Raw genomic sequence first — 22,351 nt, forward strand, 5'->3', positions numbered from 1 at the left:
GGCAGGGTGTATCAGAAGCGGTAGGTCAGCCCGGCACCGAAGCCGTGTGCGCTGTTTTCGTAGGTGGCGTCGTAGTTGGCGACGAGCGCGCCACCCTGGTAGGAACGGCTACGGCTGATGTCGACTTCCTCTTCCCACAAGTAGGAGTAGGCCAGGTCGAGGGTCACGTCATCCGTTGGATTCCATGCGAGGCCAAAGCTGATCGCGGTGCGATCACCGGTTGGAATACGTGGCGAACGATGGACGTTGTTAGTTGGGCTCTGATCAAACGCCAGGCCGGTGCGCAGCGTCCATTGCTTGTTCAGCTTGTATGCGGCACCAACCGCGTACGACCAGGTGTCATGCCAGTCCTGCTCCTCGACGATGGGGGCGAGATTGCCCTGCAGCGATGCGGGGATGCCGTCATTCTCGATGATGATCGCTTCGAAGCGGCTCCAGCGGGTCCACATGGCGCCAGCGTATACCGTCCACTGGTCGTTGACGTCGTGAGTCACCGACAGGTCCACCGACTCGGGCGTGTCGAGATCGAGCGAGGCGTCGTATTTGCCGGAGGCGCCATCTAGATCGAAGCTGCCGCCGGAGAGCTTGGTATCACCCTCGAGCTTGTAACCGACCTTCGAGTGATAGGTGATGCCGGCACGGGTGCTTGGAGTGAATTCGTACAGCAAGCCGGCGTTGAAGCCGAGGGCGGTGTCGTCGCCTTTTACCTTGACCTGACCGTCGTTCGAGCCAAGCGGGCCGAACGGATTGGGCGATGCGCTACGTAGCTCACCGTCGATGCGGTTGATCGTCGGGCCGAAGCCAACGGACAACTTTTCGTTGAAGCGGTAGCTCACGGTGGGTTGCACGGTGATCACGCGTACTTCGCTGTAATCGCCGAAATAGCGACCTTGGAAGCCGCTCTCGTAATCGGTTACCAGGCCGAACGGTACGTAGATGCCCACGCCTACGGCCCATTTGTCATCGACAGGCTTGACGTAATAGCCCATCGGTACAGCGGTGACCGGAACCATGTCGCCGTCGTTGCTGCCGCCGTAAGGCGGATTCAGGCCGCCCAGCGCAGGGCCGGAGAATGAGCCCGAATTGTCATCGATATCCGTCTTGGCATTGATCGCCGCCATGCCGAAGCTGACTTCTTCGCGCTTGAGGCGGGACATGCCGGCGGGGTTGCCGAACAGGGTAGTGGCGTCATCGGCAGAGGAGGAACGACCGGCAAACGAGGTGCCCATGCCGCTGATGCTCTGTTCGTTGAGGGCGAAGCCGGCAGCCATGGCCTGAGTGGAAAGGGCGCCTACGGCGACGGCAAGTGCAGTCTTCAACCATGTTGTTTTCATTGTTGTACTCCGGGGGTAAAAGCGGCTCGGACCCTATCAAGCTTCAGGGTTTGGCGGCAAACGAAAGAGTGCAATTTTTCGTAAAGCGCGACGATCGGCGCCGATAAGCGAGTCAATGTCTGGCAAAACTCGTTGGGCGAAAGCTGACCGATCGGCCATTTTCCTTCACTTAGGCCACCGGTCGGTCCGGCTGGGTGATCCACTCGCTCCAGGAACCCGGATAGAGCCGGGCCAGTGGATAGCCAGCCAGGCTCAAGGCAAAGAGGTTGTGGCACGCGGTGACGCCCGAGCCGCAGTAGGCCACGAGGGGCTGCGCGTGGCATTCGGCCAGATAGGGGCCGAAGCGCTTCTTCAACTCGGCGACCGTACGAAAGCGCCCGTTGGCGTCCAGGTTGTCGGTGAAAGGCACGCAGTGGGCGCCGGGAATGTGGCCTGCGACCGGGTCTATCGGCTCCACTTCGCCAAGAAAGCGCGGCCAGGCTCGTGCATCCAGTAGCGTTTGCTGACCCGAACCGAGCGCCGCCCGGATCTGCTCGGCGTCGATCGTCAGTTCGTCATCCGGCTGACCTTCGAAGGTCCCCATCGGCAACATGGTCGCCTGCAGGTCGATCGGCAGGTCAGCCTCACGCCAGGCTTTGTAGCCGCCGTCGAGCAGGTACACGCCGTCGCGCTTGCCCAACCAGGCCAGCAGCCACCAGGCGCGGGCGGCGAATGCGCCTGGCCCGTCGTCGTACAGCACGATCTGGCTGTCGTTGCTCAGGCCCCAATGCCGGAGACGCGCAATGAGTGCCTGTGCCTGGGGCAGTGGATGGCGCCCGGTAACACCCGGGATGACCGGACCGGACAGGTCGCGTTCGAGGTCGGCATATTGCGCTCCGGGAATATGCCCCTCGGCGTACTGGCGGGCCCCCTGCTCGGGGTCGTCCAGCGCGAAGCGGCAATCGAGTATGCGAAGGTCGGGCTGTGTCAGGCGTTCGACCAGCGCCTGCGCAGACAGCAATTGGGCAAGGGGCATGGCAGGGCTCCGTTCGATGATCCCGGAACGTTAGCACGCCGACTGGCTGGCGATCTTTGCGCGGCGAACCGGCGGTCGCGATATATACTTCGCGGCTCTTAGATCGGAGCCGGCGGTAAGCCGACAACCAAAGGAGGGCCTAGTGGCCATCGAAACTCAATGGGTCCTGGACGACGCTCACCTGGCCCGCCTGTGCGCCGAGTGGCGTGGATTGCCCTACGTGGCCCTGGACACCGAGTTCATGCGGGTGGACACCTTCTACCCGATCGCAGCCCTGCTGCAGGTTGGCGACGGCCGTCGCGCCTATCTGATCGACCCGCTGCGGATTAGCGACTGGTCGGGTCTGGCCGGGTTGCTCGAGGACCAGGCGGTCGTCAAGGTGCTGCATGCCTGCAGCGAGGACCTGGAAGTTCTCTGGCGGCTCACTGGCAGCCTGCCCGCGCCGCTGTTCGACACCCAACTCGCTGCCGGCTATCTGAACATCGGCTTCTCCATGGGCTATTCGCGGTTGGTGCAGACCGTGCTCGGCCTCGAACTGCCCAAGGGTGAGACCCGGTCCGACTGGCTACAGCGACCGCTCAGCGAGACGCAGATCCAGTATGCCGTCGAGGACGCTCAGCATCTGGCTGAACTCTACGAAGCGCTGTTGCCCAGGCTGTCCGATGAAAAGCGCGCCTGGGTGTTGGAGGATGGCGCCGAGTTGGTCGCGAATCTGCAGCGCGAAGTCGATCCCGACGAGGCCTACCGCGAAGTGAAGCAGGCCTGGCGCCTCAAGCCACGCCAGTTGGCCGTGCTGCGGGCGCTGAGTGCCTGGCGGGAGCGGCAGGCGCGGGCGCGCAACCAGCCGCGCAACCGTGTCCTGCGCGAGCCGAGCCTGTGGCCCTTGGCCCGCACGCAGCCGGGGGATCTGGTGACGCTGGCGCGCATCGAGGACATGCATCCGCGCACGGTACGCCAGGACGGCGAAACGCTGCTCGAGCTGATCCGATCGGCTGCGGCACTGCCGGAATCGCAATGGCCTGCACCGCTTCCCGAGCCGTTGCCATTGGAGTGCTCTTCGCTACTCAAGAAGTTGCGCGCGGTCGGCCAATGCGAAGCCGAAAAACTCGACATTGCGCCCGAACTGATGCTGCGCAAGAAAGTGCTGGAGGCGCTGTTGAAAACCGGCTATCCGAATGGCCCCTATGCCTTGCCCGATTCGCTGCGCGGATGGCGTCGCGAGAAAATGGGCCAGGCTTTGCTCGATGCCCTGGAGGGGCAATCATGAAACGCATCTGCTCGATCTACAAAAGCCTTCGCAAGAACGAGATGTATCTGTACGTGGACCGCGCCGAGGCGCTGACACGCGTTCCGGAGGGCCTGCTCGCCGCCTTCGGGCCGCCCCAGCATGCCTTCGACCTGGTACTCACGCCCGAGCGCAAGCTGGCACGCGAGGACATCAGCAAGGTGCTCGAGAACATCGAGACCCAGGGCTTTCACCTGCAAATGCCGCCACCCGAGGATGACTACATCGAGCATCTGCCTGAGGAGTTGCTGCGGCGAAACGATCCGGCCTGATGCACGGCGCTGCGCCAGTGGTCGGCAGCGGGCGAGCGGTTTCTTCTAGGCGCTTGGCCGCCCGGATGCCAGTGGTAGACTCGCGTCTTTATTCGAGGTGGCAGTATTCATGGCGGCGAAAGTCGAACCCTTCTGGAAGCGCAAGACCCTGGCAGAACTCGACCCCGAAGAATGGGAGTCGCTGTGTGACGGTTGCGGTCTCTGCTGCCTGCAGAAGCTCGAGGACGAGGACGACGGCAGCGTCTACTACACCCGCATCGCCTGCAAGCTGCTTGACCTCGGCACCTGTCGCTGCAGTGACTATCCCAACCGTCGGGCCAGCGTGCCCGACTGCGTGCAGCTCACCGCCGTCGATGCGGCGCAGTTCAAGTGGCTGCCGCCGACCTGCGGCTACCGTCTGGTCGCCGAGGGCAAGGATCTCCCGCTCTGGCATCATCTCGTCTGTGGGGACCCGGACGCGGTCCACGCCGAGCGCATTTCCCAAGCTGGCCGGATGCTGGCTGAAGGCACGGTTGCCGAGGATGACTGGGAAGACCACCTCATTTTTCGTGCCGGTTGACGGGTCGCCGACCCTATATCCAATCCGATCTGGAGCCGTCTGAATGCACTTTCGCCAGTTTCTGCTGTTCGTCGTGCTGTCGCTTGTCCTAGGGCAGAGCCAGGCTGCCAAGCGCGTCGACCTCGATATCAACGTCAGGTTTCTTCCACAGGACGATGCGGCCGAGGTCGAGCTGGTGCTCGAGGACGGCGCGGCGATTCGCTACCTCGACTTCAACCTGGGGGACGATGGGCATTACAGCGATTTCAAGGCTGATTCCGACGAGGCATGGCAGGTCGAAGCAGGGCGGGGTATCTGGCGCCCTGCCAAAGGTACGGCGCGGTTGGCTTACCGGGTCAAGGTCACCCATCAGCGCAAGAATGGCCGCTTCGATGCACGCATGACACCCGACTGGGCGCTGCTGCGTGGCGACGATCTCGTGCCGGCGGCACGCATCGATCAGCAGGATGACGTTCGCCTCGTGTCGCGGTTGGCGTTCACACTGCCCGATGGCTGGAAGAGCGTGGAGACCGGCTGGCCACGCATCGGCAAGAACCGTTTTCGTGTCGACAATCACGAACGCCTTTTCGACCGGCCGACGGGCTGGATACTGGCCGGGAAACTGGGCAGCCGCCGGGCGCGGCTTGGCGAGACGGATGTCACCGTGGCCGCCCCTGTCGGTGAAGATGTTCGACGGATGGACATTCTCACGATGCTGACCTTCGTCTGGCCGGAGGTGCAGGCTGTCTTCCCGCGCGATCCGAAGAAGCTGCTGATCGTTGGTGCGGATGACCCGATGTGGCGCGGTGGCCTGTCGGGGCCTAATTCGCTGTTCATGCACGCCGATCGGCCCATGGTCAGCGAGAACGGCACGAGCTCACTCGTTCATGAGCTGGTCCACGTGTTCAGCCGGATTTCCGACGCTGACCGCAGCGACTGGATCAGCGAAGGGCTGGCCGAGTACTACGCCGTCGAACTGATGCGTCGAGCTGGTGGCCTGAGCGAGGACCGTTATCAAAAGGTCCGTGACCATCTGACCCGGTGGAGCCGCAAGGTCGATAGCCTGCGTGGCGAACGTTCGAGCGGACCGGTCACGGCGCGGGCGGTGCTTCTCCTCCAGGAGCTGGACAAGGAGATCCGTCAGCGTAGCAAGAGTCGACATTCGCTCGACGACGTGGCCCGCGGCCTGATGCGGCTTGATCGGGTCACGACGGACGATTTCATCAACATCACCGAAACGCTGCTGGGCGGTCCGTCGTCGGTTCTCGACACGCGCCTGTTGCGCTGATCGGCATCCCGGCGGGTAGCCGGAGGTGGACGCGAGGCAACCATGAACCTGATTGATCTGCGCAGCGATACCGTCACTCAACCTACGCCGGCCATGCGTGAAGCCATGGCGAGCGCGTCAACGGGCGACGATGTGTATGGCGAGGATCCCACAGTCGACCGCCTCGAGCGCGTGCTTGCGGCGCGGCTAGGCCTGGAGGCGGGGCTGTTCGTGCCGAGCGGTACCATGAGCAATCTGCTGGCGCTCATGTCGCATTGCGAGCGTGGCGACGAGTACATCACCGGCCAGCTATTCCATGCCTACAAGTACGAGGCGGGCGGTGCCGCCGTGCTGGGCTCGATCCAGCCGCAGCCAATCGAAATGGAGGCGGACGGCTCGCTGAACCTCGAACGGGTGGCTGCGGCCATCAAACCGGACGATTTTCACTTCGCGCGGAGTCGCCTGCTGACGCTGGAAAACACCATGCACGGCAAGGTCCTGCCGCTGGACTATCTGGCCGAGGCCAGGCGCTTTACACGTCAGCGCAACCTGGCGCTGCATCTCGATGGCGCACGGCTGTTCAACGCGGCGGTCAGGCTCGGATGCGATCCGCAGGCCATCACCCGTCACTTCGATTCGGTATCGGTGTGCCTGTCCAAGGGGCTCGGTGCGCCGGTCGGTTCGGTGCTTTGCGGCAGCGAGGCGCTGATCGGCAAGGCGAGGCGGCTGCGCAAGATGCTGGGCGGCGGCATGCGCCAGGCCGGCGTGCTCGCCGCTGCGGGGCTCTATGCGCTCGAAAGGCATGTCGAACGGCTCGCCGATGACCATGAGAAGGCCCGGCTGCTCGGTGACGGGCTACGCAGCCTGGGTTACCGCGTGGAGCCAGTGCAGACGAATATGATCTACCTGCAGGTCGGCGACCGTGCCGCGTCGCTCAAGGCCTTCTGCGCCGAGCGCGGCATCCGGATCACCGCAGCGCCGCGGCTTCGGCTCGTCACGCATCTGGACATCCAGCCCGTGCACATCGAACCGATCCTGCAGGCCTTCGCTGAATTTGCCGAAGCACAGCACCAAATCGCCGTCGAATAGCTTGATTCAATCTTATCTATCCACTATGCGGACGGCGTCGGCCCGATATAATGCGGCCCTTTGCCGGCTACCTGTTCGGTAGTTGCGAACCGGCTCCCGGTGTCGCCCCGCCGTGTCGTCTTTGCAGCTGTTCGGCCGCAGTCTTCTGGAAGAAAACTATGAAAAGCGCAGAAATCCGTGAAGCCTTCCTCCGCTTCTTCGAAGAGAAGGGCCACACGCGTGTGGCCTCCAGTTCGCTGATTCCAGCGAACGACCCGACGCTCCTGTTCACCAATGCCGGCATGAATCAGTTCAAGGATTGCTTCCTCGGCCTGGAAAAGCGCGCCTACACCCGTGCCACGACCAGCCAGAAGTGCGTTCGTGCAGGGGGCAAGCACAATGACCTGGAGAATGTCGGCTACACCGCGCGTCATCACACCTTCTTCGAGATGCTGGGCAACTTCAGCTTCGGTGATTACTTCAAGCGCGACGCGATCGCCTATGCGTGGGAGTTCCTGACCTCTGAAAAGTGGCTCAACCTGCCGAAGGAAAAGCTCTGGGTTACCGTCTACGCGAGTGATGACGAGGCCTATGACATCTGGACCAAGGAGGTTGGGGTACCGGCTGAGCGCATGGTTCGCATCGGCGACAACAAGGGTGCGCCCTATGCATCCGACAACTTCTGGGCCATGGGCGACACCGGCCCTTGCGGCCCGTGCACCGAGATTTTCTTCGATCACGGCGAGCACATCTGGGGTGGCCCGCCGGGTTCGCCTGAAGAGGACGGTGATCGCTATATCGAGATCTGGAACAACGTGTTCATGCAGTTCAATCGAACCGCTGACGGCGTGCTGCATGCACTGCCGGCGCCGAGTGTGGACACCGGCATGGGCCTGGAGCGCATCAGTGCCGTCCTGCAGCATGTCAATTCGAACTATGAGATCGACCTGTTCCAGCGTCTGTTGAATGCCTCTGCCGAGGCGATCGGTTGCGGTAATGAAGGCCAGGCGTCGTTGAAGGTCGTGGCTGATCATATCCGCTCCTGCGGTTTCCTCATTGCTGACGGCGTGACGCCGTCCAACGAGGGCCGCGGCTACGTGCTGCGGCGCATCATCCGCCGCGCCTGCCGGCACGGTAACAAGCTGGGGGCCAAGGGCAGCTTCTTCCACAAGATCGTTGCCGCCCTGGTCGCAGAGATGGGCGACGCCTTCAACGAGCTGAAAACCCAGCAGGCGCATATCGAGCGCGTGCTGAAAAACGAAGAAGAGCAATTCGCCAAGACGCTTGAGCAGGGATTGAAGATTCTCGAGCAGGACCTCGCTGAGCTCGAAGGCAAGGTCATTCCGGGTGAGGTGATCTTCAAGCTCTACGACACCTATGGCTTTCCAGTCGACCTCACTGGCGACATTGCCCGCGAGCGCGAACTGACCCTGGACGAGGAAGGTTTCGAGCGTGAAATGCAGGCGCAGCGTGAGCGTGCTCGCTCGGCCAGCGCGTTCGGCATGGATTACAACAGCTTGGTCAAGGTCGAGGGGGAGACGCGCTTCACCGGTTACCTGGGCACCCATGGGGAAGGCAAGGTCCTCGCGTTGTTCAAGGAAGGAATGGCCGTACAGCACCTGGCTGGAGGCGAGGAGGGCGTAGTGGTGCTCGACCAGACCCCGTTCTATGCCGAATCGGGTGGCCAGGTCGGTGATTGCGGCTTCCTGTCCGCCGAAGGGTTGCGATTCGATGTGCGTGATACCAGCAAGGCCGGCGGCGCCTTTCTGCATCACGGTATTCTGGACCGCGGTCGGCTCGAAGTCGGTGCGACCATTGAAGCGACCGTCGATTCCTCGGTGCGCCAGGCCACGGCGCTCAACCACTCGGCAACGCACCTGCTGCACGCGGCGCTGCGGCAGATTCTCGGCGAACACGTCAGCCAAAAAGGCTCGCTTGTAGACAGTCAGCGTCTACGCTTCGACTTCAGCCACTTCGAGGCCATCAAGCCTGAGCAGCTCAAGGCGCTGGAAGACAAGGTGAATGCCGAGATCCGCAGCAACTCTGCGGTGGAAATCGAGGAAACCGATATCGAAACGGCCAAGCGCAAGGGCGCGATGGCGCTGTTCGGCGAGAAGTATGGCGACCAGGTTCGTGTACTGACCATGGGGGGCGGTTTCTCCGTTGAGCTGTGCGGCGGAACGCACGTCAAGCGAACCGGCGATATCGGCCTGTTCAAGATCGTCAGTGAAGGCGGCGTGGCGGCCGGCGTCAGACGAATCGAGGCGCTGACTGGCGAGGCTGCTTTCGCGTATCTGAACGACGCCGAAGAGCAATTGAAGGAAGCCGCGGCATTGGTCAAGGGCACTCGTGACACGCTGGTCGACAAGCTGAATGGTGTGCTGGAGCGCAATCGCCAGTTGGAAAAGGAGCTCGAGCAACTGAAGGCCAAGGCCGCCAGTGCGGCGGGTGATGATCTCGCCGCATCAGCGGTAGAGGTCAGCGGAGTGCATGTGCTGTCGGCGCGGCTGGACGGGCTCGATGGCAAGGCCCTGCTGGCGCTGGTCGATCAGTTGAAGAACAAGCTGGGGAGCGCGGTCATCCTGCTGGGTGGTGTTCAGGATGAAAAAGTCGTGCTGGTGGCCGGTGTGACCCAGGATCTAACGGGTCGCTTCAAGGCAGGTGAGCTGATGAAACAGGCTGCGGCGGCGGTAGGGGGCAAGGGTGGCGGTCGTCCGGACATGGCCCAGGGCGGCGGCAGCGACGCGAGTCGGCTGGACGAGGCCCTGACACTGGTCCGGTCGTTCGTCGAGGGCCGATGACGTCAGTTGGTCGGACAGCCGGGGTGAAGGGTGGGCCGATTGGGGTTGAAAGTATCAATGAGCGCCCGTGATGGGCTTAGGCGGCGATGAAATGGCGTTGATCGTACAAAAGTTTGGAGGTACCTCGGTGGGCTCCGTCGAGCGCATCGAGCAGGTGGCCGCGAAGGTCAAGAAATTCCGCGACAACGGTGACGATATCGTCGTGGTGGTTTCGGCGATGAGCGGCGAAACCAACCGGCTGATCGACCTGGCCAAGCAAATCAGCGAGCAGCCTGTTGCCCGCGAGCTGGACGTCATGGTGTCGACGGGCGAACAAGTCACCATCGCCTTGCTGGCCATGGCGCTCATCAAGATCGGCGTGCCCGCGGTTTCCTACACCGGTAATCAGGTGCGCATCCTTACCGACAGCGCCTTCACCAAGGCGCGAATCCTGCAGATCGACGCGCAGAACATTCACAAAGAGCTCAAGGCGGGCCGCGTCGTGGTCGTGGCCGGGTTCCAGGGCGTCGACGAGGCCGGCAACATCACCACGCTGGGGCGTGGGGGTTCGGACACCACCGGCGTTGCGCTCGCGGCCGCGTTGAAGGCTGACGAATGCCAGATCTACACCGATGTGGACGGCGTCTACACCACGGACCCGCGGGTCGTGGCCAAGGCTCAGCGTTTGGACAAGATCACCTTCGAGGAAATGCTCGAGATGGCGAGCCTGGGTTCCAAGGTGCTGCAGATTCGTGCCGTGGAATTCGCCGGCAAATACAGCGTACCGCTGCGCGTGCTGCACAGCTTTCAGGAGGGTCCGGGAACCCTCATTACCCTAGATGAAGAGGAATCCATGGAACAGCCCATCATTTCTGGCATCGCTTTCAACCGCGACGAGGCCAAGCTGACCATCCGTGGGGTGCCGGATACACCCGGTGTTGCGTTCAAGATCCTCGGCCCGATCAGCGCGGCCAACGTCGAGGTCGACATGATCGTGCAGAACGTGGCGCACGATAACACCACCGACTTCACCTTCACCGTGCACCGCAACGACTACCAGAACGCGCTTCAGGTACTCGAAGGCATTGCGCGTGACATGGGAGCGCGCGAGGTGATTGGTGACACCGACATCGCCAAGGTGTCCATCGTTGGCGTGGGGATGCGCTCGCACGCGGGTGTCGCGAGCCGCATGTTCGAAGCGCTGGCAAAAGAAAATATCAACATTCAGATGATTTCGACGTCAGAGATCAAGGTGTCCGTCGTCATTGAGGAGAAGTACCTGGAGCTGGCGGTACGTGCGCTGCACACGGCGTTCGAACTGGACGCTCCGGCCGGGAAAGTGGAGTGATCATGCGAGAGAGCGGGTCAAGTCGGCACCTTCTGTCGATTCGGCTGGTGAAAAAGGAACTTTAGGCTCTCGGTAGCTGGTCAATAGCTGGTGAAACGCTCTAGGCTCAATGTCTTACGGAACATTATCCGTCTTTATCTTTGCAGACTGCTTACTGAACTGAATCCGTTTTTAAGGAGAAAGGAATGCTGATTCTGACTCGCCGGGTCGGAGAGACCCTGATGGTGGGTGACGATGTGACTGTCACCGTACTGGGTGTCAAGGGAAACCAGGTGCGCATTGGAGTGAACGCTCCCAAGGAGGTCGCTGTGCACCGAGAGGAGATTTACCAGCGGATCCAGAAAGAGAAGGACTCGGAACCAAACCATTAATTTTGTTTGATTTTTGGCTTTGCAAACGGGGTAAAGATGGGTATGATGCGCCCCGTGTTGCGGAGAGGTGGCCGAGTGGCCGAAGGCGCTCCCCTGCTAAGGGAGTACACCTCAAAAGGGTGTCGGGGGTTCGAATCCCCCCTTCTCCGCCATTTTGCATAGTCTGGTCGTGATGGTTTTGGTTGTCGCGGATGTGGTGAAAATCACTAAGCAAACAGCTTGACCGAGAGAATCGCGAACTTATAATGCGCACCCTCAGCGCACTCATAGCTCAGCTGGATAGAGTACTCGGCTACGAACCGAGCGGTCGGAGGTTCGAATCCTCCTGAGTGCGCCAAAATCGGAAGGGCCTGCAGCGATGCAGGCCCTTTTTCGTTTCCGTATGAATCACTTCCTGACGCAGCCGCGCTCATCGAAGCTGACAGTCTGCCTGCTGCCTCGTTCATTCAGGTAACGATACTGAACCTGGCCGTTGCGGCGCGTGATGCCGTCCGGCTTGCCCAAGGCGCTTTCCACGTCCGTCTGGGTCATGCCTTGCTGAACCTTGCCGGAGATGATGGCGTTGCGCCGTGCCTGGCCGGTTACCTGATTACCGCAGCCATCGTCACGCTCGCCAACAACCACGACTGTCCTGTTCGCTGGCGGGTTTCGGATGGATCTTGGCTCAGCGAGGGGTGTCATCCTTTTCGTACTTGGCGTCGGGTTGCGGGCATCCTGTACGGCGAGCGCCTGGTCAGAGGGGCAGCCCTGGCGGGTGAACGTCGTGTGGCCGGCACTGTCAACGCAGCGGTAAACCGTTGCGGCATTCAGGAATGGTGGGCTAATCAGCAAGGCGCAGAAGCACGCCGTAGCCATGGCTTTCATTGCCGTCGTCCTCCTTGACGAGTGTGAACGGACAGCCTAACCGACAAAATCTGCGCGTGCTGCCGTGTCTTCTCTCAACGTGAAGGCGTCGACAGTGACGACGCCTGACATAACGTCCTGGCGTCCCGATGCAAAGGCCTGTATGGCCTTGCATTTCATGGGCTGAACTGGCCAGCGCAGTGTTAATATGCCGCCGTCCGCCCGTTCGGGTTTGTGGATTCCCCTCATGGACTTACCCAGTAGATACACCAATTTTCCGCTAGCTGATCGCGTATCGAATGATTGAACCCTGGCGCATGCCCGCCGCTGGGGTGGAGTGCGCCATGACTGAAGTAGAAGCAAAGAAGCCGCAGGAAAGTCTCCAGGATCGCCTGGCACAAGTCGTTGAGCTGCTTCATCGGCACAAGATCGTGGAGGATCTGGCTCATCGGCAGAGCCAGGAGGGGCAGCATCAGGAGCTGGTGGATCAGCTGGTGCATCGCCAGAACCTGGTCGAACTGCAGCGCCGGCTCGAGGTGCTTCACCCAGCCGATATCGCGCACATTCTCGAAGCGCTGCCGCTCGATGACCGTCTGACGGTCTGGCAGTTGGTCAAGTCCGAACGCGACGGGGATATCCTCCTCGAGGTGTCGGACGCTGTTCGCGAAACGCTCATAGCGGACATGGACGATCACGAGCTGCTTGCAGCGGCGAAGGAGCTCGATGCTGACGAGCTCGCCGATCTGGCCGCCGAACTGCCGCGCGACGTTGTCCACGAGCTGATGGAAACCCTCGATGCGCAGCAGCGTGAGCGTGTCCGTTCGGCCCTGTCCTATCAAGAGGATCAGGTCGGCGCACTGATGGACTTCGAGATGGTGACCATTCGTGAGGATGTCAGTCTTGAAGTCGTCTTGCGGTACCTGCGTCGCCTGAAAGAGCTGCCGGGGCATACCGACAAGCTCTTTGTGGTTGATTACGACGGCGTGCTCAAGGGCGTGCTGCCGATCAAGCGGCTCCTGGTAAACGATCCGGAAAAGCAGGTCGCTGAAGTGATGGCCAGCGATCCGGTGACTTTTCATCCGGATGAGGATGCCTACGAAGCCGCTCAGGCGTTCGAGCGTTATGACCTGGTTTCGACGCCGGTCGTGGACAAGAGTGGCAAGCTGATCGGGCGTCTGACCATCGACGAAATGGTCGACCTGATTCGCGAGGAAAGCGAGAGCGAAGTGCTCAACATGGCCGGTCTGCGCGAAGAGGAAGATATCTTCGCCTCGGTCTGGAAGTCGCTGCGCAACCGGTGGGCGTGGCTCGCGGTGAATCTGATTACGGCGTTCGTTGCGTCACGCGTGATTGGCCTGTTTGACGGTTCGATCGAGAAGCTGGTCGCTTTGGCGGCCTTGATGCCTATCGTCGCAGGTATCGGCGGGAACTCGGGCAATCAGACGATTACCATGATCGTCAGGGCCATGGCGCTGGATCAGTTGGGCACCGGTAACAGTACGCGCTTGTTGCGCAAGGAGGCGGGGGTCGGCTTGCTCAACGGCTTGATATGGGGCGGCGTCATAGGGCTTGTCGTGTACTGGCTGTATGGGAGCTGGTCGCTCGGTCTGGTAATGATGGCGGCCATGACGCTCAATCTTCTTCTCGCCGCGCTGATGGGCGTCTTGATCCCTGTGACCCTGGCCCGGCTTGGGCGCGACCCAGCGCTGGGCGCGAGCGTGATGATCACCGCGGTTACCGACAGTGGCGGCTTTTTCATTTTTCTCGGCCTGGCGACGCTTTTTCTCCTCTGATGGGCGCGGGGTGTGGCTCCTTGTCGTTTGCCTTGGCGTCGTTTTTCGGGCTACTGTTCGCGGGTTTCGCTCTTGGCGAAGCCCTTGAACACCGACACGAATAACAGGCGGCTCGAGCTGCTGATCTAAAGGGAACCCCGATGACCCCTAGCGAACTCCTGCTCGAAGGTGTCGAACTCATGCTGTTCGGCCTTGGTTCTGTCTTCATCTTTCTCGTGCTGTTGATTGTCTGCATACGCCTGATGTCCTCGATCGTTGCTCGCTTCGATACGACACCAAGCGTTCAGCCGAGCACGCCCGCACCCGGCGCAGCGCCAGAAATCGACGCCGATATCCTTGCCGCCATCCAGGCCGCCATCCATCAGCACCGCGCCCGTCGCGGTTGACCCGGAGTTCCCTCGATGAACCCTGTAATCAAACCGCTCGGCATCACCGACGTGGTGCTTCGTGATGCCCATCAATCCATTCTCGCGACCCGGGTTCGGCTGGAGGACATGCTGCCCATCGCTGCCAAGCTCGATCAGGTCGGCTTCTGGTCAGTCGAGTCCTGGGGTGGGGCGACATTCGATGCCTGCATCCGTTACCTGGGCGAAGACCCATGGGAGCGCATCCGTGAACTCAAGAAGGCGATGCCCAATACGCGACAGCAGATGTTGTTGCGTGGGCAGAATCTGCTGGGCTACAGGCACTACGCGGACGATGTGGTAGAAAAATTCGTGGAGCGCGCCGCGATCAATGGCGTCGATGTGTTCCGCGTTTTCGATGCGATGAATGACCCGCGTAATCTGGAAACTGCGCTGCGTGCCGTCAAGCGCCATGGTAAGCATGCCCAGGGGACCATCTCTTACACGACCAGCCCGGTCCATACGCTGGAGATGTGGGTCGATCTGGCCAAGCAGATCGAAGACATGGGTGCCGATTCGGTCGCGATCAAAGACATGGCCGGTATTCTTGCCCCCTACACCGCCTACGAGCTGGTATCGCGTCTCAAGCAGAGCCTGGCCATTCCTGTCCACATGCAGTGTCACGCAACCGCTGGGCTGTCGACCGCCGCGATCGTCAAGGCCGTTGAGGCGGGTATCGACAATGTCGATACGGCAATCTCCTCGCTGTCGATGACCTACGGCCATTCGCCTACCGAATCGGTTGTCGCAATTTTCCGAGGTACCGAGCGCGATACCGGGCTTGACCTCGAGCTGCTGGAAGAGATCGCCGCCTACTTTCGTGAGGTGCGCAAGAAATACGCGAAATTCGAGGGAACGCTCAAAGGCGTCGATTCGCGCATCCTCGTCGCGCAGGTGCCGGGCGGCATGCTCACCAACATGGAAAGCCAACTCAAGGAGCAGGGTGCGCTCGCCAAGTTCGACGAGGTGCTGGCCGAAATCCCACGCGCACGCGAGGATCTTGGTTTCATTCCGTTGGTCACACCCACCTCGCAGATCGTCGGAACACAGGCTGTCATCAACGTATTGACCGGGGAGCGCTACAAGTCGATCACGAAGGAGACCGCAGGCATTCTCAAGGGTGAATATGGTGCAGCCCCGGCGCCCTTCAACGCTGAACTCCAGGCGCGTGTGCTCGAAGGTACAGAGGTCATTACCTGCCGTCCCGCCGATCTGCTGCAGCCGGAAATGGACAAGCTCACCAATGAGCTGCGCTCGCTCGCGAAGGAGAAGCGCATCCGGCTGGCTGCTGACGATATCGACGACGTGCTGACATATGCGCTGTTTCCGCAGATCGGATTGAAGTTTCTGGAAAACCGCGACAACCCCTCAGCCTTCGAACCGACTCCGGGGAGCGAGCCGTCCACACCGCGCGACGCGGGCGAGCCGGGCGTCTACACCGTGGAGGTCAACGGCAAATCTTTCGTCGTGCAGGTCAACGAGGGTGGCGACATAGACGGCATCAAGCCGCTTGGTGCGGCCGGCTCCGTGGCTGCGGCTCCGGTTGCCGCGCCGGCCGCTGGTACGGGTGAACCACAACCTGCCCCCCTTGCGGGCAATATCTTCAAAGTGCTGGTGCAGCCAGGGCAGGCGGTGCAGGAGGGTGACGTCGTAATCATCCTCGAAGCCATGAAAATGGAAACCGAGATTCGAGCCTTCAAGGCAGGCGCCGTCTCCAGTATCAATGTGAAGGTCGGTGATGCGGTGGCTGTAGGCGATTGCCTGCTGACCATCGCCTAAGGGGAGCAACATGGATAAGTTGCTCAAGCTGTGGCAAAGCACGGGTCTGTACCACTTGGAACCGGGCCAGTTGCTGATGATGGTCGTATGTCTGGGACTGATCTACCTGGCCATCCGCAAAGGGTTCGAGCCGTTGCTGCTGATTCCGATCGGCTTCGGTGGGGTGCTCGCCAATATTCCGGTTGCGAACATGGCCGAGGGTGCGGGCATCCTGCATCTTTTTTATGAAGTCGGGCTGCCGACCAGCGTGTTCCCGCTGCTCATCTTCATGGGCGTAGGGGCCATGACGGATTTCGGACCGATGCTGGCCAACCCCAAGACGCTGCTGCTCGGCGCGGCCGCGCAGTTCGGCATCTTCGCGACATTGCTCGGTGCGCTGGCTTTGGCGGCAGCGGGTATCCCGGGTATGGAGTTCACGCTGCGCGAGGCGGCATCCATTGCCATTATCGGTGGTGCTGATGGCCCGACGTCGATCTTCGTTACGGCGAAATTGGCGCCTCACCTGCTCGGTCCGATCGCTGTGGCGGCGTACTCGTACATGGCGCTTGTTCCGCTGATCCAACCTCCGATCATGCGTGCGCTTACCAGCAAGCAGGAGCGAATGATCGTCATGCAGCAACTGAGGCCGGTCGGGCAGGTCGAAAAGATCGTCTTCCCGTTGATGCTGGCCCTTCTGGTGGGTTTGCTGTTACCAGATGCTGCTCCGCTGGTGGGTATGTTCGCCTTCGGCAATCTGCTTCGTGAATGCGGTGTGGTGGAGCGTCTAGCCGACACGACACGTAACGCGCTGATCAACATCGTGACCATTGCGCTCGGTTTGACAGTAGGCTCGAAGCTGTCGGCCGACGCTTTCCTGCAAATGAAGACGCTCGGCATCCTGGTGCTTGGGATGGTTGCATTTTGCGGGGGCACCGCAGCGGGTGTGCTGATGGCAAAGGGTATGAACCTGTTCAGCAAGAACAAGATCAACCCCCTTATCGGCGCAGCGGGGGTCTCGGCCGTCCCGATGGCTGCTCGTGTGGCGAACAAGGTCGGGCTGGAAGCCAATCCGCAGAACTTCCTGCTGATGCACGCGATGGGGCCTAACGTTGCCGGCGTTATCGGCTCAGCCGTAGCGGCAGGCATTCTCTTGAACTTCGTCGGTTGAACTCAGGCCCGTGTCGAGCGCGACACGGGCCGCTCATCCCGCCGCTGCAAAACGTCAAAACGAAAACGCCTCGATAGATCGAGGCGTTTTTTCGAAGGGCGCGCGAGCAGGGTGGTAGTAGCTGTTTCTTATTCTTCGTCGCGAGCCGCCTCGGTGTCCTGCGCAATCAACGCAATGAGCGCGTTCTGCTGTCGATGAGCCAATTGGCGAAAACGCTGCAGCAATTCGCGTTCATGAAGCGTCAGCTCCGGGCTGTCCAGGCGCATGTTCAAGTCATCGTCCAGCGCCCCTTCCTGAAGAAGGCTCTGTTCCAGTCTCGCGATGATTTCAGAATTCATGCTGCGATGATGGTTGCGCGCGACCTCTGCAATACGCTCGCGCATGCCGTCAGGTAGCCGAACCACGAATTTGTCAGCCGTACGGCTGGAATAAACTGCCTGCTTCATTGGGCGCATAGTAAACCGGTTAGTCAGGTGGACGATGGTGGCTCATTGCCGTTCTAGTCACGGTCTGACAACCGAACAGCGCCTGCTGTTCCGCGACCTGCAAAAAAGATGCTAGACGGCTTTATGGCGCCAATTGTACGACGTACACGGCGACAGTAAAGTAGTCTGTGATGGCAAGATGCCGGTAGTGTGATACGCGCCCTGTCCTGAACCTCGACTGCGTCCTACTACTAGCGCAGTACAGGATCGAACTTGATTTTTCGCCCTACGAAGAGCGAAGCAAGGAACAGGATGCCGAACAGGACGGCGCCGCCCTTGATGGCTAGATCCCAAGTGCCGCTGGGGTCCATGGTAAGAGAGAGCGCAACGAAGGTGCTACTGAGAATCAGACAGAAGAGCGTGAAAAGCGACATGGTTTTTTCCCTGATAGAACCTGATGGCGATTCGCGTGTCCTTAGAATACCCACCGCTGTGGTTGTGCCGGAGCGCTGACCTGAACCTGATTGATAGTCTGTGCAGCTGGATAGGCAGGCCGATCAACCGACAAAGGCTGTGGCGCCGATGCGTTGGAAAGTCGAGTACCGCTTTCCGACTTGAGATCGTGAAACTCCAGAGCGGCAACAGCGATCAGTATCGATGTGCTGAGCAAGTAAGCCGGGCGTTGCATGGGCGTCTCCTTCGCGTTGCGGATAGCCATTTACATAGCACGCGCTGTGCCAGTTCTTTTGTTAGAAAAACCTTTTTAATATCAATACCTTGCGAAGGTCGCTGCGTTGTTGGGTAGTGCGCTTTGCACGGTCAACCTGAAGGCTAATTGCATTTTGCAATGCTGACCGCCAGATGCTGTACGCGAACCAGCTCCCGGCTCGCCTTAGGGTTGCGAACTTGCCCATGGATGGCATGTGACAAAGTGAGCGTGGGCAGCTAAGATGCTGCCCCGATTTGTCCCAGTAGCTCAATTGGATAGAGCATCCCCCTCCTAAGGGGAAGGTTGTGAGTTCGAACCTCGCCTGGGACGCCAGCCTTCTCCAAACTGCTTCGGCTTTCACAGAGCAAACGGTAGGACGACAGAACGAGAAAAGGCCCTGCGGCGTCAAGCTGCAGGGCCTTTTTGTTGTCAGGGCAGATCAGCTGAAACGGTCGGATACCTGGTCGCGACGTGCTTCACGTTGCAGCTGATAGACGAAGCGTTCGATGTTGCGCTGTGGAAGGCCGCCGAGGCGGTGAAACCGAAGGCCGCAAAAGGTCAGGTCCAGCTTCTCATCGTAGGACAGGTGTCGCAGCTCGACCGCGGTGGTGATGTTGCCGATAGGCAGGGCGGCTGACAGGTCATAGACCTGGCCAGTCTGCAGGCCACTTGCTATCTGCCCGCTCATACTGATCCTGCAGCCCGTGGCCGACATGTCCAGCAGTCGACCATCCAGCGGCTTTCTGATGGCTTTGCCGCTCAGCGTAACGCTGATTGCAGGGCCGGACAGTTGCGCGCGATAGGCATTGCGGCGCTGGTGATAAAGCATCTCGGTGGGGACGGCAATCCAGTAACAGCGCGCGTCGTCCAGCTCTCCAGGATGGGTGGGTAGCGCATTCTGCCAAGCGATGCGCACGCCTTCATGAAAACCCTCTACCGAGAAAGGTTCGCCCGCGAGCAGTAACCGCTCGCCATCGTTGGGGACCAGCTCATCAAGCGCGATCCAGCCTTTTTCCTGACTGATCTCGACCACGTAGGTCTGATAACGGGCGTTGCGTCCGGAGAAGTGAATCAGCAAAGGCGTACGGTTTTCCTGAAGTAATCGTAGGTTTGCGTAGACTTCTACGGGTGTCTTCAGCATTTGCGGAGGCTGCGGACCGTCGTTCTCGACAAAAAGGCTGGACACTTTGCTTGGCTCTCCGGCACCTGGCGAGATGAAGGTCGCAATGATAGCACTTGGCCCACGAAAAGCCTGTGCGTTTGGTTTCAGGCCTGGCTGAGTGGGCGGTGGTAAGTGCTTTTCGAGGCTGAGCCACGGCGATCGTATAGATCTGGCGTGTCAGCACTGCCTTTCAGGATGCGCAGCATGCCGCCTACTGCCGTCTGGTTGGCGCGAATGAGTTTGCCGTTGCGCTCGTTGGACTGCCGACAGGCCTCCAGAAGCTCCTCGAGCTGCCGTGCGTTATCGAGCAAGCCGGCGCCGCAGCTTGAGCGGGAGGCGTAGGCCTTCATGCCGTCCATATCGCTCGTCACGCCTGCTTGACGGAGTCCCTGGCTACGACGGGCGCCGTGCTGCCCGAGCAGGGCCAGGGTCGTCTGTTTCTGAGTCAGCAGGGTCTCTAGGCCGGCAAGGTCGCGCTCGGCCAGCGCCTGGTATTCCTGATCGATGAGATCAAGAAGCCGTTGCGCGTTGCCGATGTCTTCTGCGAGTTGGGAGAGTAGCTCGGTGTCTTGCATAGCTGCCCCTGATAGCCTTGCCGCCGGCGTGTCAATCAGCGCTGGCTTTCGAAAGCCAGCAGCTTGGACGCAACGCGTTGGCTGTCGACCTGATAGCTGCCATCGGCGATGGCCTGCTTGATCTGAGCGACACGCGCCTGATCGACAGACGGTTGCTGGTTCATTTTCTCCGTTGCCTGCTGTAGACGCTGAGCCTCAGGGCTGAGCTGGACGTTTTCGCCCATGGCTGCTGCACTGGAGGCGCCTTTGCTGGCATCGGCTGCTGGAGTTTGTGTAGCGGAGGGCCGCTCGGCGTTCTGAACACCACTGGTGCGCCCGCTGTTGGGCGGAGTGGCCGGCCCGTTTGGTCGGTTGAAATCGATAACCATGATGGAACCTCGAATAAGTCAGGTCGCTTGCCTGCTTTTCGGCAACCCATGACAAAACTTTAGCGTTTTTTTGGCAGGGCGCTATCGAGGTGACTACATCATGACTTCCACCTGACCCGGCCCTGTCACTCGGGCCTTGACCACGCGGCCAGAGCTTTGGTTCTTGACCCGGATCTGGCTGCCGACAGCACCATCGGATAACGCTTCGCCCGGCATTCTGACATTAATTGCCGAATTTTTCGCGCTGATCACGACCTGATCACCTTTGCGCACCACCTCCGCGAGCGAGACGTAGCTTGGCGGTACGACCTGGTCGGCGAGGACAGGACGGGTCAGCTTGTTGCCCACAACCTGATCGATTGCCGTGAGATAGCCCTGATTGAGGAGGCTCACGTCCCGTTCAGCCAGCGTTACATCGGTTACATCAATGATGCTGTCCCGCTTGAGCGGGCGCAGCGTGACGACGACCTCACGGTATAGATGAACCTGGGCGGGGACGAAGACCGACCAGGGCGCCGAGCCTTCGCAGCTCACCCGGACTGTCGTTCGGCCAACAGGTTGTGCCGGGCTTTCCAGGCGTGCGGCCAGCGGTTGATCGCATGCTGCCAGGCGCAGGCGAGGGTCGAGGCGATTGACCTGCACCTGGTAGCGCGCCTGGATTTGGCTACGCTGCAGGTATTCCGTCACCTCACGCTCAAGAAAGGCGTGGGTCTCGTCGATAAGTTGTTCGGGCCGGGTTGCGGTCGTTGTCTGGGCAGCCTGGCTCAACCCGCTCAAGGCCGGTAGCAGGATTGCGCCGAAAGCAACGCTGAAACGCCGGAAAAAAGTCATTAGTTCGCTCATGACCAACACTAAGCAAGGGGCGTGCCGTCATGCTCCGGCTTCTAAACTGTCTCAGTGCCGATGTGGCAAGCAAGAGGAACCTGGCATGGCCGGTGTATTGGATTCCGTAAACCAGCGAACGCAGCTGGTGGGGCAAAACCGTCTGGAGTTGTTGCTGTTCAGGCTCGATGGCAAGCAGCTGTACGGGATCAACGTGTTCAAGGTCAAGGAAGTCCTGCAATGCCCCAAGCTGACCGTCATGCCCCGCTCGAGCTCGGTGGTCCGGGGGGTGGCGAACATTCGGGGTAGCACGCTTTCGATCCTGGACCTGTCTCGTGCCACGGGCAAGCCGGCGCTGGAGGACATCACCAACAGCTTCGCCATCATCGTCGAGTACAACAACAAGGTGCTGGGCTTCCTGGTTCGCTCGGTCGAGCGCATCGTCAACATGAACTGGGAAGACATCCTGCCGCCGCCCAAGGGCGTTGGACGGGATCATTACCTGACGGCCGTGACTCATGTCGACAGCCAGATGGTTGAGATCATCGACGTGGAAAAGGTCCTGGCTGAGGTCGCGCCGGTGTCGGAAACCGTCTCGGTCAGCATTACCGACGAGGAAACCCACTCCAAGGCATCGCTGTGCCGTGTACTGATCGTCGATGATTCATCCGTTGCGCGAAAACAGATTATCCGTTGTCTACAGAACCTCGGTATCGAAGTCGTTGCGCACAACGACGGTCGTCAGGCGCTGACCTACCTGAAAGGGCTCGTCGCGCAGGGCAAGAAGCCGTCCGACGAGTTCATGATGATGATTTCCGATATCGAAATGCCGGAAATGGACGGCTATACCCTGACAACCGAGGTACGCCAGGACCCGGACATGCGGGACATGCATATTCTCCTGCATACTTCGCTCTCCGGTGTCTTCAACCAGTCGATGGTAAAGCGCGTCGGTGCGGACGACTTTCTCGCCAAGTTCCAACCAGACGATCTGGCGAACCGGGTGATCGAGCGTGTCCGGTTGACGGATGGGAAATGAGGCGCAA

Annotated in this window: 22 protein-coding genes and 3 tRNA genes; 16 read left to right on the top strand and 9 right to left on the bottom strand. The window is 60.6% G+C overall.

Translation table 11 applies throughout. The annotated features are described in order from the left end of the window. Positions 1-11: 11 nt before the first annotated feature. Positions 12-1,334, bottom strand: coding sequence for an OmpP1/FadL family transporter (locus MST27_RS13490; RefSeq protein WP_243606460.1), 1,323 nt, complete (start codon positions 1,332-1,334; stop codon positions 12-14). A 169-nt stretch (positions 1,335-1,503) separates the two neighbouring features. Beyond that, positions 1,504-2,349, bottom strand: coding sequence for a sulfurtransferase (locus tag MST27_RS13495; RefSeq protein ID WP_243606461.1), 846 nt, complete (start codon positions 2,347-2,349; stop codon positions 1,504-1,506). Between the two features lie 142 nt (positions 2,350-2,491). On the opposite strand from MST27_RS13495, the gene rnd reads away from it, so the two are divergent. The 10 genes from rnd (at position 2,492) to MST27_RS13545 (ending at position 11,615) form a co-directional block, all read left to right on the top strand. After that, complete coding sequence (gene rnd, locus MST27_RS13500) at positions 2,492-3,616, top strand: ribonuclease D (protein WP_243606462.1); 1,125 nt, start codon at positions 2,492-2,494, stop codon at positions 3,614-3,616. Beyond that, entirely contained in the window at positions 3,613-3,906 is a 294-nt protein-coding gene (locus MST27_RS13505) for a YcgL domain-containing protein (protein WP_243606463.1), read from the top strand. The genes rnd and MST27_RS13505 overlap by 4 nt, the downstream gene beginning before the upstream one ends. Before the next feature lie 109 nt (positions 3,907-4,015). Then, complete coding sequence (locus tag MST27_RS13510) at positions 4,016-4,465, top strand: YcgN family cysteine cluster protein (RefSeq protein WP_243606464.1); 450 nt, start codon at positions 4,016-4,018, stop codon at positions 4,463-4,465. Between the two features lie 43 nt (positions 4,466-4,508). Beyond that, positions 4,509-5,732 (top strand): M61 metallopeptidase family protein, encoded by a 1,224-nt coding sequence (locus MST27_RS13515; protein ID WP_243606465.1) that lies wholly within the window; start codon positions 4,509-4,511, stop codon positions 5,730-5,732. 42 nt (positions 5,733-5,774) lie between these two features. Further along, positions 5,775-6,800: a low-specificity L-threonine aldolase gene (gene ltaE / locus MST27_RS13520; protein WP_243606466.1), complete on the top strand. Its 1,026-nt coding sequence runs from the start codon at positions 5,775-5,777 to the stop codon at positions 6,798-6,800. Positions 6,801-6,958: 158 nt separating this feature from the next. After that, the gene (gene alaS, locus MST27_RS13525) at positions 6,959-9,580 is read left to right on the top strand and encodes an alanine--tRNA ligase (protein WP_243606467.1); all 2,622 of its coding nucleotides are present in this window, start codon (positions 6,959-6,961) and stop codon (positions 9,578-9,580) included. A gap of 91 nt (positions 9,581-9,671) precedes the next feature. Beyond that, on the top strand, positions 9,672-10,907 hold the full coding sequence (locus tag MST27_RS13530) for an aspartate kinase (protein ID WP_243606468.1): 1,236 nt from the start codon (positions 9,672-9,674) through the stop codon (positions 10,905-10,907). 185 nt (positions 10,908-11,092) lie between these two features. Beyond that, positions 11,093-11,278, top strand: a complete 186-nt coding sequence (csrA, locus tag MST27_RS13535; protein ID WP_243606469.1) for a carbon storage regulator CsrA — start codon at positions 11,093-11,095, stop codon at positions 11,276-11,278. A 61-nt stretch (positions 11,279-11,339) separates the two neighbouring features. Further along, positions 11,340-11,430: transfer RNA gene (locus tag MST27_RS13540), tRNA-Ser, on the top strand. Between the two features lie 108 nt (positions 11,431-11,538). After that, positions 11,539-11,615, top strand: a tRNA-Arg gene (locus tag MST27_RS13545). Positions 11,616-11,665: 50 nt separating this feature from the next. On the opposite strand, the gene MST27_RS13550 is transcribed toward MST27_RS13545, so the two are convergent. Beyond that, entirely contained in the window at positions 11,666-12,142 is a 477-nt protein-coding gene (locus MST27_RS13550) for a DUF4124 domain-containing protein (RefSeq protein WP_243606470.1), read from the bottom strand. Between the two features lie 323 nt (positions 12,143-12,465). Here MST27_RS13550 and mgtE point away from each other — a divergent pair, with 323 nt between their 5' ends. From mgtE to MST27_RS13570, 4 genes are all read left to right on the top strand, one after another. After that, positions 12,466-13,914, top strand: coding sequence for a magnesium transporter (gene mgtE, locus MST27_RS13555; RefSeq protein ID WP_243606471.1), 1,449 nt, complete (start codon positions 12,466-12,468; stop codon positions 13,912-13,914). Positions 13,915-14,054: 140 nt separating this feature from the next. Continuing rightward, a complete protein-coding gene (locus tag MST27_RS13560) occupies positions 14,055-14,300 on the top strand; it encodes an OadG family protein (protein WP_243606472.1) in 246 nt (81 codons plus the stop codon). A gap of 15 nt (positions 14,301-14,315) precedes the next feature. Then, positions 14,316-16,097 carry a sodium-extruding oxaloacetate decarboxylase subunit alpha gene (gene oadA / locus MST27_RS13565; RefSeq protein ID WP_243606473.1) on the top strand — a complete coding sequence of 594 codons (1,782 nt, stop codon included), beginning with the start codon at positions 14,316-14,318 and terminating at the stop codon, positions 16,095-16,097. Between the two features lie 10 nt (positions 16,098-16,107). Then, on the top strand, positions 16,108-17,244 hold the full coding sequence (locus tag MST27_RS13570) for a sodium ion-translocating decarboxylase subunit beta (RefSeq protein WP_243606474.1): 1,137 nt from the start codon (positions 16,108-16,110) through the stop codon (positions 17,242-17,244). 128 nt (positions 17,245-17,372) lie between these two features. Here the strand turns inward: MST27_RS13570 and MST27_RS13575 are convergent, their stop codons facing one another. Together MST27_RS13575 and MST27_RS13580 are read right to left on the bottom strand one after the other, a co-directional pair. Then, entirely contained in the window at positions 17,373-17,699 is a 327-nt protein-coding gene (locus MST27_RS13575; RefSeq protein WP_243606475.1) for an Arc family DNA-binding protein, read from the bottom strand. A 221-nt stretch (positions 17,700-17,920) separates the two neighbouring features. Continuing rightward, entirely contained in the window at positions 17,921-18,103 is a 183-nt protein-coding gene (locus MST27_RS13580) for a PA3371 family protein (RefSeq protein ID WP_243606476.1), read from the bottom strand. A gap of 531 nt (positions 18,104-18,634) precedes the next feature. Here MST27_RS13580 and MST27_RS13585 point away from each other — a divergent pair. Beyond that, positions 18,635-18,711 (top strand) — tRNA-Arg (locus MST27_RS13585). 106 nt (positions 18,712-18,817) lie between these two features. Here the strand turns inward: MST27_RS13585 and MST27_RS13590 are convergent. From MST27_RS13590 to flgA, 4 genes are all read right to left on the bottom strand, one after another. Beyond that, complete coding sequence (locus MST27_RS13590) at positions 18,818-19,564, bottom strand: flagellar brake protein (protein ID WP_338052444.1); 747 nt, start codon at positions 19,562-19,564, stop codon at positions 18,818-18,820. Positions 19,565-19,644: 80 nt separating this feature from the next. After that, positions 19,645-20,115 carry a flagella synthesis protein FlgN gene (locus tag MST27_RS13595; protein WP_243606478.1) on the bottom strand — a complete coding sequence of 157 codons (471 nt, stop codon included), beginning with the start codon at positions 20,113-20,115 and terminating at the stop codon, positions 19,645-19,647. Between the two features lie 35 nt (positions 20,116-20,150). Beyond that, a complete protein-coding gene (gene flgM / locus MST27_RS13600) occupies positions 20,151-20,483 on the bottom strand; it encodes a flagellar biosynthesis anti-sigma factor FlgM (protein ID WP_243606479.1) in 333 nt (110 codons plus the stop codon). A gap of 93 nt (positions 20,484-20,576) precedes the next feature. Beyond that, positions 20,577-21,326, bottom strand: a complete 750-nt coding sequence (flgA, locus tag MST27_RS13605) for a flagellar basal body P-ring formation chaperone FlgA (RefSeq protein ID WP_243606650.1) — start codon at positions 21,324-21,326, stop codon at positions 20,577-20,579. An 85-nt stretch (positions 21,327-21,411) separates the two neighbouring features. On the opposite strand from flgA, the gene MST27_RS13610 reads away from it, so the two are divergent. Then, positions 21,412-22,344 carry a chemotaxis protein CheV gene (locus MST27_RS13610; RefSeq protein WP_243606480.1) on the top strand — a complete coding sequence of 311 codons (933 nt, stop codon included), beginning with the start codon at positions 21,412-21,414 and terminating at the stop codon, positions 22,342-22,344. Positions 22,345-22,351: the final 7 nt, after the last annotated feature.

The sequence above is a fragment of the Stutzerimonas marianensis genome (assembly GCF_022810315.1).
In the GTDB taxonomy this organism is placed as follows: domain Bacteria; phylum Pseudomonadota; class Gammaproteobacteria; order Pseudomonadales; family Pseudomonadaceae; genus Stutzerimonas; species Stutzerimonas marianensis.